Source organism: Nitrosospira multiformis (assembly GCF_900110185.1).
In the GTDB taxonomy this organism is placed as follows: Bacteria; Pseudomonadota; Gammaproteobacteria; order Burkholderiales; family Nitrosomonadaceae; genus Nitrosospira; species Nitrosospira multiformis_A.
Genome location: NZ_FOCT01000003.1, coordinates 243,223 through 259,586, shown reverse-complemented (window position 1 = coordinate 259,586; position 16,364 = coordinate 243,223). Strand labels below are relative to the sequence as shown.

Annotated in this window: 17 protein-coding genes; 13 read left to right on the top strand and 4 right to left on the bottom strand. The window is 54.4% G+C overall.

The features are described 5' to 3' along the window. The first annotated feature begins 21 nt into the window (after positions 1-21). The 12 genes from BMY01_RS05280 (at position 22) to BMY01_RS05225 (ending at position 11,256) form a co-directional block, all read left to right on the top strand. On the top strand, positions 22-3,252 hold the full coding sequence (locus BMY01_RS05280; protein ID WP_074744977.1) for an efflux RND transporter permease subunit: 3,231 nt from the start codon (positions 22-24) through the stop codon (positions 3,250-3,252). A gap of 706 nt (positions 3,253-3,958) precedes the next feature. Further along, positions 3,959-4,903 carry a S8 family peptidase gene (locus BMY01_RS05275; RefSeq protein ID WP_254772613.1) on the top strand — a complete coding sequence of 315 codons (945 nt, stop codon included), beginning with the start codon at positions 3,959-3,961 and terminating at the stop codon, positions 4,901-4,903. Beyond that, the gene (locus tag BMY01_RS17725; protein ID WP_175463200.1) at positions 4,900-5,112 is read left to right on the top strand and encodes a hypothetical protein; all 213 of its coding nucleotides are present in this window, start codon (positions 4,900-4,902) and stop codon (positions 5,110-5,112) included. Before BMY01_RS05275 ends, BMY01_RS17725 begins: the two co-directional genes overlap by 4 nt. A 165-nt stretch (positions 5,113-5,277) precedes the next feature. Continuing rightward, positions 5,278-6,231, top strand: coding sequence for a cyanobactin maturation protease PatG family protein (locus tag BMY01_RS05270; RefSeq protein ID WP_074744975.1), 954 nt, complete (start codon positions 5,278-5,280; stop codon positions 6,229-6,231). Positions 6,232-6,255: 24 nt separating this feature from the next. Beyond that, on the top strand, positions 6,256-6,477 hold the full coding sequence (locus tag BMY01_RS05265) for a hypothetical protein (RefSeq protein WP_074744973.1): 222 nt from the start codon (positions 6,256-6,258) through the stop codon (positions 6,475-6,477). Positions 6,478-6,917: 440 nt separating this feature from the next. Continuing rightward, a complete protein-coding gene (locus BMY01_RS05260; RefSeq protein WP_074744971.1) occupies positions 6,918-7,187 on the top strand; it encodes a hypothetical protein in 270 nt (89 codons plus the stop codon). A gap of 275 nt (positions 7,188-7,462) precedes the next feature. After that, positions 7,463-8,677, top strand: coding sequence for a DUF2863 family protein (locus BMY01_RS05250; protein WP_074744967.1), 1,215 nt, complete (start codon positions 7,463-7,465; stop codon positions 8,675-8,677). Positions 8,678-8,728: 51 nt separating this feature from the next. Beyond that, complete coding sequence (gene msrB / locus BMY01_RS05245) at positions 8,729-9,139, top strand: peptide-methionine (R)-S-oxide reductase MsrB (RefSeq protein WP_074744965.1); 411 nt, start codon at positions 8,729-8,731, stop codon at positions 9,137-9,139. A 167-nt stretch (positions 9,140-9,306) separates the two neighbouring features. After that, positions 9,307-9,852 carry a septation protein A gene (locus BMY01_RS05240; protein WP_074744963.1) on the top strand — a complete coding sequence of 182 codons (546 nt, stop codon included), beginning with the start codon at positions 9,307-9,309 and terminating at the stop codon, positions 9,850-9,852. Next, complete coding sequence (locus BMY01_RS05235) at positions 9,852-10,154, top strand: YciI family protein (protein WP_041353202.1); 303 nt, start codon at positions 9,852-9,854, stop codon at positions 10,152-10,154. The genes BMY01_RS05240 and BMY01_RS05235 overlap by 1 nt, the downstream gene beginning before the upstream one ends. Positions 10,155-10,170: 16 nt before the next feature. Continuing rightward, positions 10,171-10,446 carry a BolA family protein gene (locus tag BMY01_RS05230; protein WP_074744961.1) on the top strand — a complete coding sequence of 92 codons (276 nt, stop codon included), beginning with the start codon at positions 10,171-10,173 and terminating at the stop codon, positions 10,444-10,446. Between the two features lie 12 nt (positions 10,447-10,458). Then, on the top strand, positions 10,459-11,256 hold the full coding sequence (locus BMY01_RS05225) for a peptidylprolyl isomerase (protein ID WP_074744959.1): 798 nt from the start codon (positions 10,459-10,461) through the stop codon (positions 11,254-11,256). 117 nt (positions 11,257-11,373) lie between these two features. On the opposite strand, the gene alr is transcribed toward BMY01_RS05225, so the two are convergent. Further along, complete coding sequence (gene alr / locus BMY01_RS05220) at positions 11,374-12,447, bottom strand: alanine racemase (RefSeq protein WP_074744957.1); 1,074 nt, start codon at positions 12,445-12,447, stop codon at positions 11,374-11,376. Between the two features lie 207 nt (positions 12,448-12,654). Between alr and lplT the strand changes: the two genes are divergently transcribed. Continuing rightward, the gene (gene lplT / locus BMY01_RS05215; protein ID WP_074744955.1) at positions 12,655-13,929 is read left to right on the top strand and encodes a lysophospholipid transporter LplT; all 1,275 of its coding nucleotides are present in this window, start codon (positions 12,655-12,657) and stop codon (positions 13,927-13,929) included. 68 nt (positions 13,930-13,997) lie between these two features. Here lplT and BMY01_RS05210 read toward each other — a convergent pair whose 3' ends face one another. From BMY01_RS05210 to BMY01_RS05200, 3 genes are all read right to left on the bottom strand, one after another. Beyond that, on the bottom strand, positions 13,998-14,498 hold the full coding sequence (locus BMY01_RS05210; RefSeq protein WP_074744953.1) for a TPM domain-containing protein: 501 nt from the start codon (positions 14,496-14,498) through the stop codon (positions 13,998-14,000). Then, positions 14,499-15,422: a TPM domain-containing protein gene (locus tag BMY01_RS05205; protein ID WP_254772612.1), complete on the bottom strand. Its 924-nt coding sequence runs from the start codon at positions 15,420-15,422 to the stop codon at positions 14,499-14,501. It abuts the gene before it with no gap. A gap of 285 nt (positions 15,423-15,707) precedes the next feature. Next, entirely contained in the window at positions 15,708-16,301 is a 594-nt protein-coding gene (locus BMY01_RS05200; protein WP_074744951.1) for a LemA family protein, read from the bottom strand. Between the last annotated feature and the right edge of the window lie 63 nt (positions 16,302-16,364).

Below are 16,364 nucleotides of genomic sequence, written 5' to 3'. Positions count from 1 at the left end.
TAGATCAGTTTCACCGGCATCATGATTGAGCGCATCCTCGAACTCTCCATTCAGCGGCGCGTGCTGGTTCTGATGGCCGTGCTGACGATGGGCGCCGTGGGAATCCATAGCTACCAGAAGCTCCCCATCGACGCCGTCCCCGATATAACCAACGTGCAGGTACAGATCAATACACGGGCAACGGGATATACACCGATCGAGGTTGAACAACGCGTCACTTTCCCGATCGAGATGATCATGGCGGGACTCCCCAACATCGCATACACCCGCTCGCTTTCCCGGTACGGTCTCTCACAGGTTACGGTTATTTTTGAGGATGGCACGGATATCTACCTCGCCCGCCAGTTGATCGACCAGAGGTTGCAGGAAGCAAAAGAGCGTTTGCCGCTCGATGTGGAAACGACCATGGGGCCGATCTCGACCGGCTTGGGCGAGATTTTCATGTGGTCTGTCAATGCTAAAGAGGGTGCGCGAAAGCCTGACGGGTCGCCATACAGCATCATCGACCTGCGGGAAATCCAGGATTGGATCATCCGGCCGCAGCTGCGCATGGTACCGGGTGTTACGGAAATAAACGCTGTCGGAGGTTTCATCAAGCAATTCCATGTCGCACCCTACCCCGAAAAGCTGATCTCCTTCGGATTGACACTGAATGACGTCATCGTCGCACTGCGCCTCAATAACCTCAATGTCGGCGCCGGATATATCGAGAAAAGCGGCGAACAGTACCTGGTGCGAGTGCCGGGACAGGTGGCAAACCTGGAAGAGATCGCCAATATCACCCTGGGCTCCCGCTTGGGGATACCCATACGCATCAAGGACGTGGCCGATGTGCTGATAGGACGGGAATTGCGCACGGGTGCCGCGACCCAGAATGGACAGGAGACTGTGCTCGGCACAGCCCACATGCTGATCGGGGAAAACAGTCGTGTCGTTTCCCAGGCCGTCGCAAAAAAACTTGCCGAAATCAACCGGAATCTGCCGAAAGGTGTCGAAGCGATCGCCGTCTATGATCGGACGACGCTTGTGGACAAGACGATCAGGACCGTTGCCACCAACCTGCTCGAAGGCGCGATACTGGTCATCGTCGTGCTGTTCCTTTTCCTTGGGAACCTGCGTGCGGCCGTCATCACTTCGCTCGTGATTCCCCTCTCGATGCTGTTCACCTTTACCGGAATGGTAGCCAATGAGGTCAGCGCCAATCTGATGAGCCTGGGGGCACTCGATTTCGGTCTCATCGTGGACGGCGCCATTGTCATCGTGGAAAACAGCATGCGCCGGCTGGCTCATGAGCAGACGCGGCTGAGACGGGAACTCTCATTGAACGAGCGTCTCGCGGTGGTATTCGAGGCGACCAGGGAAGCGCGGCGTGTGCTCATTTATGGCGAGCTCATCATCATGGTGGTTTATCTTCCCGTCTTCACGCTTTCGGGGGTGGAAGGGAAGATGTTCCACCCAATGGCCTCTACGGTACTAACCGCCCTGCTGGGAGCAATGATTCTTTCCATAACGTTTATCCCGGCGGCGATTGCACTCTTTCTGACTGGAAAGGTGACAGAAAAGGAAAGCGCGGTGGTTGCGTGGGCGAAGAAAGTCTATCTGCCGGTTCTCGACGCTGTAATGAGAAACCGGGGCCTCACTGTCACCACCGCCGTTGTGATTGTTGCATTGAGCGGCCTGCTGACCACAAAAATGGGTACGGAGTTCGTACCCAATCTCAATGAGGGAGATATCGCGCTGCACGCAATCCGCATTCCCGGTACCAGCCTGACCACGGCAATCGAGATGCAGCATGAAGTGGAGGAGACGATCAAGGCATTTCCCGAGGTGGAGCGTGTTTTCACCAAGATCGGGACTCCCGAGATCGCAACCGACCCCATGCCACCGAACGTGGCGGACATCTTCGTCATACTGAAACCCCAGTCGCAATGGCGGAAACAATATTCCACGAAGGCAGATCTTATTGTTGCACTGGAGCAGGCGGTAGGCCAGGTACCGGGCAACAATTATGAATTTACCCAGCCCATCCAGATGCGATTCAACGAGTTGCTGTCCGGTGTGCGAGCGGACGTCGCGGTAAAGGTATTCGGTGACGACATGGACACGCTGTTCAGGGTGGCAGACCAGATCGAGCATCTGCTCGAAACTGTTCCCGGCGCGGCGGATGTAAAAACCGAACAGCTTACCGGCTTGCCGGTGCTGACCGTTCAGCCTGACCGTGTAAAGCTTGCCCGTTACGGATTGAATGTCGCGGATATACAGGATGCAGTAGCGGTTGCCGTTGGTGGAAAAAACGCCGGAACGATTTTCGAGGGCGACCGCCGCTTCGAGTTGCAGGTGCGGCTCCCGGAACAGTTGCGGGCCGATCCTGATGCACTCAGGCGATTGCCCATCGGTATTCCCATGCAAGGACCGTCGACCGGAAATCCGCAGAGCCAGACATCAACTGGAGGTCCGCAAAGTCAGGCATCAACCGGGGGCCTGCAAAGCCAAGCATCCATCGGCATGACCACCTACGTTACCCTCGGCGAAGTCGCCACTATCGAAGTTCTCCAGGGACCCAACCAGGTGAGCCGGGAAAACGGCAAGCGCCGGGCTGTCGTTACAGCAAATGTACGAGGGAGGGATCTTGGTTCCTTTGTCGAAGAAGCGGAAGCATTGGTGGTGGAGCAAGTGCCGATTCCTTCCGGATACTGGCTCACGTGGGGTGGACAGTTCGAGCAACTGGTTTCCGCGGCGACGCGGTTACAAATAGCAATTCCCCTGGCGCTTGGGCTGATCCTGATGCTGCTTTACACCATGTTCGGCAATTTTCGGGACGGGCTGTTGATGTTCACCGGTGTTCCCTTTGCCCTCAGTGGCGGTTTGGTGGCATTGTGGTTGCGGGACATCCCCTTGTCCATTTCCGCCGCGGTCGGGTTCATTGCTCTGTCTGGTGTCGCGGTGCTGAACGGCCTCGTGATGCTGTCGTTCATACGGGATTTGCGTGCGCAAGGCTGCTCGCTGGAAGATGCCATCAAGGAAGGAGCACTCGCGAGATTGCGGCCCGTGTTGATGACAGCCCTGGTGGCTGCCCTCGGGTTTGTTCCCATGGCCCTGGCTACAAGTATCGGGGCAGAAGTGCAGCGGCCGCTGGCAACGGTGGTCATTGGAGGAATTCTGTCATCCACGGCGCTGACACTGCTGGTACTACCGGTGCTGTACCATCTCGTCCATGGAAGAGACACGCTCTATCCCGCCGGGAGAGGTTGAAATAAGGTCGGTTTCTCTATTTTCGGTCCGACCTTCGGCGACCCCATTCCTGAAAATGATCTACAACGCGTCTCGTGGTTTCAAACGGATTCAATCATGTGAGTGAGCATTGAGCGGGATATTTCACCAAACCGGCCTGAGAATTGTAGAAAGCCGCATGAACATGAGTATTTGATCAATCAAGGCTGAGTCCAGTCTGTACCATCGCCTTCACGGGCACTGGGGTGTTTTACAGCATCTTCGCGCTCCCGCTCTGCACCAATAGACGCGCCTATTGGCTGGGCGCGGGATACACAAATCTATTCCCAAAACACCTCGCCATTATCCCGTGATCTGGTGAAATATCCGGGTTAACGGTCAGGATCATCGGCTCTACCCCCGCCCCTTTCTTCTCTTTATCAATTTCCCTGACCCATTTTGGTAGGGGTCAAATTGTATCCGGTGCGGGTAACATCCAGTTACCTCACCTATCGAGCCTTGTTTGTTGTCGCTGTTTTTAGGGCGGCAGTCTTTCCCGCTTCCACTTCCGGATAACAATTTTCCGGATCTCTGTTCCCGCTAAACCTGCCCATATTCAAGGATTTGGTTGAGCTTGCTTGCGGCATGGGGTGTGCTAAACATAAAAAAGGCGAGAGTTGGTGAGTACTTTCCTGGCTCAAGCTGCTTCGGGCTGCATGGAAGGTTATAACTTTAGATTCAGGAGAAAGTGTTGCACCCTACCGAACTCGTCAAGCTCACCAGATTGATGCAGCGTACCCAAGGCAGTTCCGATATCAGGATCGGGCTCATCGACGGACCTGTCGCCACCAGTCATACAGATCTGACAAACGGACATCTCCAGGAGATATCCGGAAATAACGGGGCGAGCTGTACCAGGAACAATAGCAATGCCTGCCTGCACGGAACCTTCATAGCCGGTGTCCTCGCGGCCAGGCGCACTTCGCCTGCGCCTGCCATTTGTCCCGACTGTACGCTCCTTATCCGCCCGATTTTCAGCGAAAGCACCTCGGGACGCGAGCACATGCCCAGTGCCACTCCGCAGGAGTTGGCAGGGGCAATCTTTGATTGCATCAATGCGGGAGCGCGCGTTATCAACCTGAGTCTGGCCCTGGCACAGCCCTCGACGAGGGAAGAGAAGCTGCTGGATGAAGCATTCAATCGGGCGCTCAGCCGCGGTGTATTGATTGCTGCTGCAGCAGGCAATCAGGGCATGCTGGGCAGTTCCGTCATTACTCGCCATCCATGGGTTATTCCGGTCGTGGCTTGCGATTTGCGCGGCTATCCGATCAACGAGTCCAATCTCGGCAGCACGATTGGAACACGCGGCTTGAGCGCGCCAGGCGACAACATCACCGGTCTCGGCGCTGAGGGACAAATCCTCACTATGGGCGGTACAAGTGTGGCTGTGCCTTTTGTCACCGGCGCCATTGCGCTGTTGTGGTCGCAGTTTCCTGATGCCACGGCGGCCCAGATCAAGCTCGCCCTCATGTCCCAACCTCAAAACTTTCAGCAAGTAACCACGAGGCAAACCGGAGGCGGCCGCGTGCAGTTCCATCTCCCACGTCGGGGTTCGGTGGTTCCACCCCTGCTGGATGCCGAGTCGGCCTGGCAGATACTGTCCACAGTAAATACAAGGAGGCAAACAGCGTGACTGGAAATGATATCAACGTAAATCCGGGTCGCGGGAACGCAAGCGAAAGGAATGCAAATGGCGGAAGCGATAAAAACCCGGTTGAACGTGAAAGCGTTGCAGATACAAGCAAGCAAGCCGCTCACCGCGTGCGCCTGCCCGGTTTCATTACCGATGAGGAGATCGGGCTGGTGATGCGATCAAGCACGCCGCCACTTATTTTCGAATGAAACCCTGCGGAGGCTGCGAACGGCGGGGGGCTGCGCTCAACCGTTGGCTCGCTTTTACACCCCGCAGCCGGAAGTAAAAGCATGACAAGAGAAGTAGAAGGTGATTTTAGAGAGATTTTCAGCTTTTTAACGCTGTTGGCACTATCAAGTTAAGGGAGAAGCAATATGAGCGAACAAACTATGATGGCAGAGCCAGTCGAAAGCACAACAGGCCACCCGATCCAGGTAAGGCCTGATTCGGCCTCGAACGCAATGATCTCTCCCCAGATGGGAGGAGGCTGCGGTTGTAACGGAACTCGCATGAGTCAAAGTCCGGGCGGAACCGAAGGCATGAGTGCGAATGGCGGCATGAATGCCTTTGTTTATGCCATAGGACGAGTGGAGGCGCGCTTTCCCAATCTGAGTGTGGAAAAAGAATTTGCGCAGGCGACCGGGCGTGCGGAAACCGCTGGCAAAACCGATCAGCAGGCCTTCCATGAAGTCCTGTCCCAGCGGCAGAACCGGTATCTGGTACGGCAACTGTGCTGGGTGCTGACGGTACAGGGACTGGAAACCTACCTTCTGGTTCCACGCGATCCTGCCGACGTCGATATGTTGATCGATGCCATCCGGCCTGCACCTGCTCCCCAGGATATCGATGTAGTCATCGGAATGCGCGGTCCCATTGCTCCGCCGGAGATGTGTAACGGGCTGATGGTGCCGGTAGTGGTATTCGACCAGATCTATTCCTTTGGACGAGATGAATTGATCAGGGCAATTCCGAAACCGGAGAAAATGGCCAAGGAGCGATTTGGCTCCGCCGCCGAGGAGTTGTTTGACCGGATCATGCACATGACCGATAACGCAGGCGCCACGGATGAACATCGGGCGTTGAACTACCTTGCCATGCGCTATCCCGCCATTTATGCCAAGGCGGCGGAAGAGTTCGCGGAAGATCATTCCCTGACGGGCGTGGAGGTGCGTCCCTCGGCCCTGAGCAGCGGGCGCAACATCGTCGAGGTCATTTTCTCCTATACCAATCGCAATACCGATTTTACCGAGAAATACTTCGTGCGCGTGGATATGACCGAGGAGTTTCCTTTCCTCGTCACCAAGATCTCTCCGTATTACGAACGTTGATTTCTTAAAGAAGGAGGTGTGAAAATGAATATGCCAGGATTTACTGCTGAAGCCTCGCTTCATCGCACAAATACTATCGCTCGCCGGTTGCTCGGGCCAATGCATCGGGCAGAGGGATCAGTTATCCCTCAACGTATAAAGCTGCAGGAGTGGACATGCGACTGTGATGCTGCAACCGACATCTGCATCTGTACATCGGAACATGGCGCCATACGGGCAATTCATGCGGTATTGGGTGAGCTTTAGGGAAGTATCGCTGCACTCATTGAAAGGAGATACATCATGAACATACCAGGATTTAACGCGGAGTCATCGGTTTACAAAACAACCGGGAATTATTTCAAGAGTAAGCAGGGCTCCGTGAATAACACCGCGGTGATTCCGCAAATGATGCGAACGATAGATCTGGGACCCGGATGTACGCTGTTTTGCGATTGCAATCCTGCATCCGGGGCTTGTAGCTGTGACGCGACCTTGTGCCCCTTCCTTCCATGGGGACCTGTCCGTGAAAGGTTTTGAGGAAACTATCAGAACTGATGTGATGAGGGATCACCTCCGCAGCCGTGTGGAGGTGCTCGAAAAGGGCGCAGGAGGGTACAGGAGGCGATTCCCTGCCGGGGAAGGAATGCTGTACTCGCCTGTCGCCCCTATTAGAACCTATTGATCCAGGGAGGCAGGAAATGAGTATGCCAGGATTTACTGCGGGGGATGCGCTCCCTCGGACTACCGCAATACCGTTCGATTACAAGCCCGATTGGGAGTACAAGCCGACAGGCAATAACCCCACAGCAGGGGACAACTTCTGTCTCTCGATCTTTTTTTCGTTGCAGTCGATGCGTACGGGGCCAGCAATTCTGCTGTCCGCCGCCCGGCGTGGGGGCGCCCTGTTATATCCGGCGATGCAGGAGTCGATACGACACTTATCAGGGGGGATGAAAAAACTGAAAACCAGGTGAGGCTTGAGCGAGGCTTGCTGGTTTTTCAATTTTGAATTGGGCGGAGTTGATTGCAGAAGGCATAGCAGGAGCCCGCCTGCCTCCGGCTATGCTCCGCAGTCCCTTGTACGCCTTGCTTTGCTGCCTGCCGGACCATCCGATCCGCTTGAGCCGAGAGAATTTCTTCCCCACCGTGCCATAACGGATGAAATGTTTTCATCCTAAGTGCTTCAAAATATCAGGGAATTCAGGATTTAGGTTAAAATAATCCTTTAACCATCCAGGACGCCAATTTGATGAAAAAACTTCGCGTCCCTCATCGCACCAAGTCTGCACGCGTGGTTCAGGAGCTGGTTCGCCTGGCTGCGGGACTTGCCGCCTCTGGCAGCCGCGTAGAAGACGCCTTCTGGGAGAATCGCCTTGCGGCAAAAATACATGCCCAACTGCGTACGGGGGACGATCAGAATCTCGAATCTGCGCTCGATCAGCTTTATGATACTGATCCTGGAGGCTACAGTGAGTTCATGTATGCCATCGAAGCCGCGATAGAATGCAGCATATTCACGCGAGGGGATCACACTTACGACGTTTTAATGTTTGCTGTACCGATGCTCACCTGGTCACGTTTTTCGATTCCCTCGGGACCAATAGCAGAATCCGTGCTTTCCGAACTTCGGGGGCAATTGCAGGTGCAGGTGCTGGCGAACGATGCCCAGCTTGCGCTTGCGGATTGTCTTTTCAGCCCCGATCAATTGCCAAGAGGCTATCATCTTACACATGAACTGGCTCGCAAACTCTGGTCGACAGCGGTGACAGGACAACGCAATTTGCATATGAATCCACGGCAGCTTGCTGAAACGGGGCGATTTCTTTCTGATACCCGTTATCTCCTCGGTGGGATCGCGGTACCTCAGGGAAAACCCATGTTCCGCTGGCAGCAAGGCAGCGCGGGCGAACACAAGGGCAGCAACGTTTCCGCTCTCCAGTTCTCCAAAGAGCAGATACTGCATGCATGGCAGACTCACGGTACTGCGGTGCTGCTGCCGCTATTCCAGGGCTGTGCGTTTGAACTGCTGATGCCGGATGGCTTTTTTTCAGCATGGCGCGCGGCGGACCGCCTGGCCCGCCCCTATTCGGTGCGTGCCACGGTTGATTTTCTGGAAACCGCTCTGGGCATTTCCCCAGACAGATTGCGTGCAGTGATCGCGCCTTTCTATGATCAGTGGCTGGAGGAATACCGCATTGGTTTCACCCTCAAGGATCGGGACAACGTGCTCTATGGCATCGTCTGGGGACTGGTAGGGGATGAGGATGAAAATACAGATAGTGTCGCTCAGATCGAGGCAGCGCTGCGGGAATGCGGAGTGACACAAACCATCCTGCTGCAAGAGCATTTTCTTCTGGAGTACTGCGAAGAATGCGGAGGACCCCTGTTTCCCAACGCGGCCGGTGAAATCGTGCATGCAGAATTCCCGGAAGAAGGTGAAGTAGCTCCTATACACCTGCATTGATAGTGTTCATCATCTTATTCAGGAGCATCAATTTTTTCCGGAAGAGGAATCATGAACGGCAAGCTTGTTAAATCCGACCAGGAATGGAAAAACCAGCTGACCCCGCAGCAGTATCATGTATGTCGCGAAAAAGGGACGGAACGGGCGTTCACAGGGGAATACTGGAACTGCCACGATCAGGGGGTGTATCGTTGCGCTTGCTGCGGCGCCGCCTTGTTTGACTCGGATACCAAATTCGATTCCGGTACGGGATGGCCTTCTTTCTGGCAGCCTACACGATCGGAAAATGTCGTCAATCAGGAAGATAACAGCCATTTCATGCGTCGGGTAGAAGTGTTGTGCGCCCGTTGCGACGCGCACCTCGGTCACGTATTCGAGGACGGCCCTGCTCCAACGGGGCTGCGCTACTGCATCAATTCCGCTTCCCTCAAGCTCGATCGGGATTCTTCGAAGACTGAATAAACGGGCAGCAAGGGAAATTAAATGGGACGCAATGCGTTTTGCCAATTGCGCCTTGCCCTCCCAAATAGCTGTGCTCGCTCAAACTCCCTGGAAAATTCATCAGATTTTTCGGGGGTAGACGCAATGATTAGCCCATCAACTCTAGCAACCGGCAATATACTGCACAGATGAAATTTCTTTTTGATCTCTTTCCAGTAATCCTGTTTTTCATAACTTTCAAGATTTATGGCATCTATGCCGCCACTGCTGTAGCGATTGGCGCTACTTTTGTGCAGATCGGCTGGGTATGGTTCCGCCATGGCAAAGTCGACACCATGCTGTGGGTCAGTCTGGTTCTCATAGTCGTCTTCGGCAGCGCAACACTCATTCTGCAGGATGAAACATTCATCAAATGGAAGCCGTCGGTGCTCTACTGGCTGTTCGCAGCCGCGCTGTTGATAGCCCAGGCAGTTTTCAAGAAAAATTTTATCCGGACGATGATGAAAGAACAGCTCACCCTGCCGGAACCGGTTTGGGCCCGGGTGAATGCGAGCTGGGCAGCTTTTTTTGCGTTTATGGGCGCCGCTAACCTCTATGTCGCCTTCAATTTCTCTACTGAAACCTGGGTTAACTTCAAGCTGTTCGGCTTTATGGGCTTGATGCTGGTTTTTGTCGTATTACAAGGATTGATGCTGGGCAAATACATGGCAACCGACGAGGATAAAGAGGCATGATGCTATATGCTATAAGTGGCGAGGATGTGCCTGACAGCCTTGACAAAAGAATGGCGGTACGTCCTGCGCACCTGGAACGCATCAAAGCGTTGCAGGAAGACGGACGCCTTGTTTTAGCCGGTCCATATCCCGCGATTGACAGTCCCGATCCCGGACCGGCGGGATTTTCCGGAAGTCTGATCGTAGCCGAATTCGAGTCGCTCGAAGCAGCCCAGGCCTGGGCGGAAGCGGATCCCTACGCCACTTCGGGCGTCTATGCAAAAGTGACGGTGAAGCCGTTCAAAAAGGTTTTACCGGCATAACCTGACCAGAGGTCGGATGAACACTATAGAATTGATGAAGGAAAAGCTCGCTGCTCTGGAGCCTGTGGTAATCCGGATTGTGGATGAAAGCGCGCGTCATGCGGGACATGAAGGCGCCAAAGCAGGGGGTGGCCACTATTTACTTACCATTGTCTCACATCAATTCATCAGTAAGTCGGCGCTGGCGCGGCACCGGCTGGTTTACGATACCCTGCGCGAGATGATGCACAAGAATATTCACGCCTTAGGTGTAAAAGCGTATACTCCCGAGGAATTTGATTCGATCCACTGAGAAGGAAACTTCATGCATTTTATGAAATTTACTCGACTTGCGGCACTGGGTATCTCCGGGCTGATCGCCGCGACGGCCGTTCAGGCCCAAACCGGCTCAACCATGGCAAAAGTGAATGGTACGCCGATTCCCCAATCGCGCCTCGAATTCATAATGAAGGCGCGTGCAAGCCAGGGCCAGCCGGATACGCCGGAGGCGAGGAAAGCTTTGCGCGAGGATCTCATCACTGAAGAAGTAATCGCCCAGGAAGCGAAGAAGAAGGGGCTGGACAGGGATCCGGACTTTATCACCCAGCTCGACATGGCTCGCCAGACAGCGATGGTCAGGGCGTACCAGATCGATTACATAAAGAACCACCCGGTAAGCGACGAAGAGCTGCATAAGGAATATGAAACGGTAAAGACGCAGATGGGGGATAAGGAATACAAGGCGCACCATATTCTGGTGGCTACAGAAGAGGAGGCCAAAGACATTATCGCCAAGTTAAAAAAAGGCGCAAAGTTTGACAAACTTGCCGGGGAGAAATCCCTGGACACGGGCAGCAAGAGCAAGGGTGGCGAACTGGACTGGAGTCCGGCCGCAAGCTATGTTCAACCTTTTGCCGAGGCCTTGACCAAGCTGCACAAGGGCCAGCTCACCGACCAGCCGGTAAAAACCCCGTTCGGCTGGCATGTGATCCGCCTGGATGATGTGCGACCCCTGAAAATTCCCCCGTTCGAGGAAATAAAACAAAACTTGGCCCAGCGCGTGTTGCAACGTCAATTTGCGGCCTCGGTCAACGATCTCCGCTCGAAAGCGAAAGTCGAGTAAGCTTTCTTCGGCAAGCTTTATTTCCTTATTCCCTCTACTCGGAAGCGCAATTCCGAGGCAAAAAAGGCAGCCTTGGCTGCCTTTTTTTGTTCTGTTCTGCAATGAAAGAGAAGAAGCTTACGTTACCCTTTGCATTCTCGGCGCGATCGCGCACAACAGTTCATAGCCCAGTGTGCCAGCGGCCCGCGCAACCTCATCAACCGGCATGCCCCTTCCCCATAGCGTTACCGGACTGCCTACACCTGCATCTTCGATCTCGCTCAGGTCCACATGCAGCATGTCCATGGAGATGCGTCCCACGACCCGCGTTCGTCTTCCCTTTACAAGCACTGGGGTACCAGTAGGAGCATGGCGAGGATAGCCGTCAGCATAGCCGCCTGCAACAATGCCCACTCGCATAGATCGATCAGCCCGAAAAGCATGCCCGTAACCCACTCCGTCGCTTGGCCCGAGCGTTTGCACGGAGATAATCCTGCTCGATACAGTCATGGCAGGTTGCAAACCCAATTGCTCTGCGGTTGTGTGAGCAAGCGGCGAGGAACCATAAAGCATGATGCCGGGACGCACCCAGTCAGCATGTGCTTCGGGAAAACGAAGGATGGCGGCAGAATTCGCGAGCGAACGGGGCATATACCTCCCGCCCGCCGCCAGGTTGAAACATTGCAGTTGCGCTGCAATGCTGTCGTTTCTGTCCGGTTCATCGGCACATGCAAAATGAGTCATGAGGGTTATCTGCCGCACTCCGGGATTCGCCTTGAGGCGCTCTAGCGCAGCGGGAAATTCCTTGGGCGTAAATCCGAGCCGGTTCATGCCGCTATTGAGTTTCAGAAATACATCCAGTGTTGCCCGTCGTCGAACCGCCTCCAGCATGGCAAGCTGCTCAGGGTGATGCACCACGGTACTTAAACGGTATTGCTCGATCCAGCGCAGTTCATCTACGTCAAAAAAACCTTCAAGCAACAGGATCGTCTGGCGATAGCCCGCCTCTCTTAAACGCACGGCAGCATCCAGTTCGAGCAGGGCAAATCCCTCTGCCTCCGCTAAGGCCTCGGCAGCACGTAGCAATCCGTGACCGTATGCATCCGCCTTGATGACGGCCATGACCCGTGAATGGGGCGCATGGCGGCGAACGATAGCAAGGTTGTGCTCGAGCGCGGCGGGATCAATCAACGCCTGAATGGGACGCGACATGGTAATTCAGGATATCCGGAAGTTTTTTTGAAGATTTTCTTTGAAGGGATTTTGCGGGATCGAGAGTTCTTATGAATGCCCCGGATCAAGTCGTTTTGCAGGCCGCCTCAAAGGCTTGAAATTTTCCATCGGGAGAGGTGCCGACGACCGTTGTATAATGCCACGCCTCATCGTTAAAAAAGAAGGTCAAGTTCTAGGAGAAAACGCTTGAAACGCGGATTTTATACCATTATGGCGGCCCAGTTTTTTTCTTCGCTAGCCGACAATGCGCTATTGGTCGTTGCCATTGCCCTTTTGGTGGAACTGCACGCGCCCGCTTATCTCACCCCGATGCTCAAGTTTGTGTTTGTTCTCTTTTACGTGATCCTCGCGCCTTTCGTCGGAGCCTTCGCGGATTCCATGGCCAAGGGCCGCGTCATGTTCATCAGCAATGCGATCAAGATTTTGGGCTGCAGTCTGCTTTTCCTGGCAACGCACCAGTACTTCGCACTCGCTGCCTATGCGGTAGTCGGGCTTGGCGCAGCTGCCTATTCCCCTGCAAAATACGGGATACTGACTGAGCTGCTGCCACCCGAAAAACTCGTCATCGCCAATGGCTGGATCGAAGGCCTGACTGTGGCCTCCATCATACTGGGTACAGTGCTGGGAGGCTTGCTGATCTCACCAGCCATCTCCGCCACCCTGCTGTCGTTCGATTTCCCGCTGATCAATACCGGCGTGGACACTGTACCGGAGGCAAGCATACTGCTCATCGCCATATTTTATACTGCTGCTGCCATCTTCAATCTTTATATCCCCAACACGGGGGTCGATCATCGCATTCTCAGGAAAAATCCAATGTTTCTCGTGCATGAGTTCAGCCATTGCATGAGACTGCTGTGGGCAGACAAGCTGGGACAGATTTCACTGGCAGTGACGACCCTTTTCTGGGGCGCGGGGGCAACGCTGCAATTCATCGTGCTGAAATGGGCAGATGCCGCCCTCGGCTATCCCTTGAGCAAGGCCGCGCAACTCCAGGGCGTAGTCGCCGTCGGCATTGCCATAGGGGCAGTCATTGCAGCCCGAATAGTGTCACTCCGGCAATCAGTGAAGGTGATTCCTCTGGGCATTGCCATGGGCATTGTGGTAATGGCAATGATTTTTGCCCGCGAATTGTGGATTGCGATTCCGCTTCTCATGCTGATTGGCGGGCTTGCCGGATTTTTTGTCGTGCCAATGAATGCGCTGCTGCAACACCGCGGCCACATCCTGATGGGTGCCGGCCACTCTATTGCTGTACAGAATTTCAACGAGAATCTGAGTATTCTCACCATGCTGGGGCTGTACGCGTTACTGGTGAGCTTTGACGTGCACGTGTATACGGTGATTATTCTGTTCGGCCTGTTCGTAGCCGTGATCATGGCAGTGATACGCCAGTGGCACCTGCACAACCAGAGCATCGAGGATTCTCTTCATCTCATCGGGGCGCATAAGGGGCACTGAGGGGATTTAGGGGGATTTAGGGGGATTTAGGGGTATCGAGGATTATTGGGGAATTGCCGATCGTAATGTCACATGATAACCGGCCGATCCGGCAATTCATTTTTCCCACCTTCCCGACCGGCTGGGAAATGTTCCTGCAAATGACCGCCTACTGACCGGATTCCACTGACGACCCCGGATTCAAACTGCCCCTGCCTGAAATGGGTTTCCATTTCGCGGCAGATGGCTTCCCATTTTTCATGGCCGACTTTCGCGTCGATGCCGCGATCAGCAACGATTTCGACATTGTGATCGGCCAGAAGCAGGTAAATCAGGACGCCGTTGTTATGCTCGGTATCCCACACCCGCAGCTGCGAAAATACTTCGACAGCCCGCTCTCGTGCCGATATTGCTCTCACCAGTGGCAGCATATCCAGTGCTGCCTCCACTGCAAAGCGAATTTCTCCCCGATGACTGAATTCCGATTGTGCGATCGCATATTCGATCGCGGTAAGGGTCGTAGCGGGAAATGCCTTGCGTACCGTCAAGGGCCCCGTAAAAAGATGCCGCAGTACTCGCGTAAAATCCATCTACCATCTCCCTGAGGCGCCGCCGCCACCGAAGCCGCCCCCACCTCCGCCGAAACCCCCGCCGCCCCCGAAGCCGCCGGGACCGCCCCTGCCACCCCATCCTCCATAACCACCAAAGCCACCGGGCCAGCCGCGCCCTCCTCTGTAAATTCCACTGCCGGCGTGACCGAACAGGCTGATGAAAAACGCAAAGGCAGCAGCGATCAAGGCCAGGAATATCGAAGCGAATACCAGCCAGACAATAATGGCTGCCCCTGTGCTCAACAGGGTCGCACCGAGAAAGCGGCCGAAAATGGACTGAAATACCTTGGCGGCAATGAAGAGCAGGATAAAGACAAAAATAATATTATTCACCAGGATATCGGCGGCAGCGGAAGAATCGCCGCCACGTGCGGAACGAGCGGGAGGTGGCGGCAAGGGCTCTCCTTCGATTACCCCTATTATTCGGTCGACACCGGCATTTATGCCTGCCGCAAATCGTCCCTGTCTGAATTCCGGCACGATGATCTCGTCGGTTATGCGCTTCGCCACGGCATCCGGAAGCACACCCTCCAGACCATATCCCACTTCCACACGCACGGTTCTATCCTGCTTTGCAACCAACAGCAGAACGCCGTCATCAATACCCTTGCGTCCCAGCTTCCAGGCGTCCACTACCCGAATCGAGTATTGCTCGATGGTTTCAGGCTGGGTGGTGGAGACGATCAGTACCGCGATCTGACTGCCTTTCCTGGTTTCAAATGCGGCGAGCTTCTGCTCCAGCTGGGTAGCTTCGTTTGCAGAAAGTGTCCCGGTGAGATCGGTAACGTGCGCTTTGAGGGGCGGAATCGCGACATCCGCCATCGCCAGGGAGGCAGAAACAAGCAGAGCAATGAATACGAGGATTTTTCCCCAGGCATGAATCATATGTAAGCCCTTTGTCATTTCACATTTCCTGTTGGACTGTCTGGGATAATCCCAGAAGGATATGATCCTTGCGCTCCCTTATTTTTCCTCGTTCATTCCTCACAAACTTACCCTGATCCCCTTCACCCTTTCGACAGGCCGGTCCCAAGCTCCACTCGCCCAGCTTGTCGAAGAGGCGAACAAGCCCCAAGGACTCAGAACAAATGGAATGAAGAATTCAAGCTGATAAATGCCAACCAAAATACATGCAAATGAAAATTGAAGCCAATTTCAAATTCCCGGATCAGCAAACATCTCTACCGGTTAAGGCTTGCCGAAATCCACCTTGGGCGCAGTTGAAATCGCTTTCTCGTCATCGACCGTGAGGCTGGGCTTCACCTTGTAGCCAAATAGCATCGCGGTAAGATTGGTGGGAAAGGAACGTACTACGATGTTGTATTCCTGAACCGCCTTGATGTAACGGTTGCGGGCCACGGCAATACGATTCTCCGTGCCTTCCAGTTGCGCCTGCAATTCCCGGAAGTTGGCATTTGATTTCAGTTCCGGATACTTCTCCACCACGACCAGCAAACGTGACAGAGCGTTCGACAATTCCCCCTGAGCACTTTGAAACTTCGCAAATGCCTCCGGGTCATTGAAAAGCTCCGGTGTGGCCTGGATGCTGCCCACCCTGGAGCGCGCATTGGTTACACCCAACAGTACCTCTTTCTCCTGGGCAGCAAAACCTTTTACAACGTTTACCAGATTGGGGATGAGGTCAGCGCGGCGCTGATACTGGTTCAGCACTTCACCCCAGCTAGCCTTGATCTGCTCATCCGTAGACTGCAAGGTATTGTATCCACAGCCACCCAAACTCATTGCCAGAAGCAATATCAGAGAACGCAGCAGGTTGTTCATGAAAATCTTCCCAAGAAAAATTGCCGATATATGAATAAGTATAGGTGAACTGCTGAACAAGGA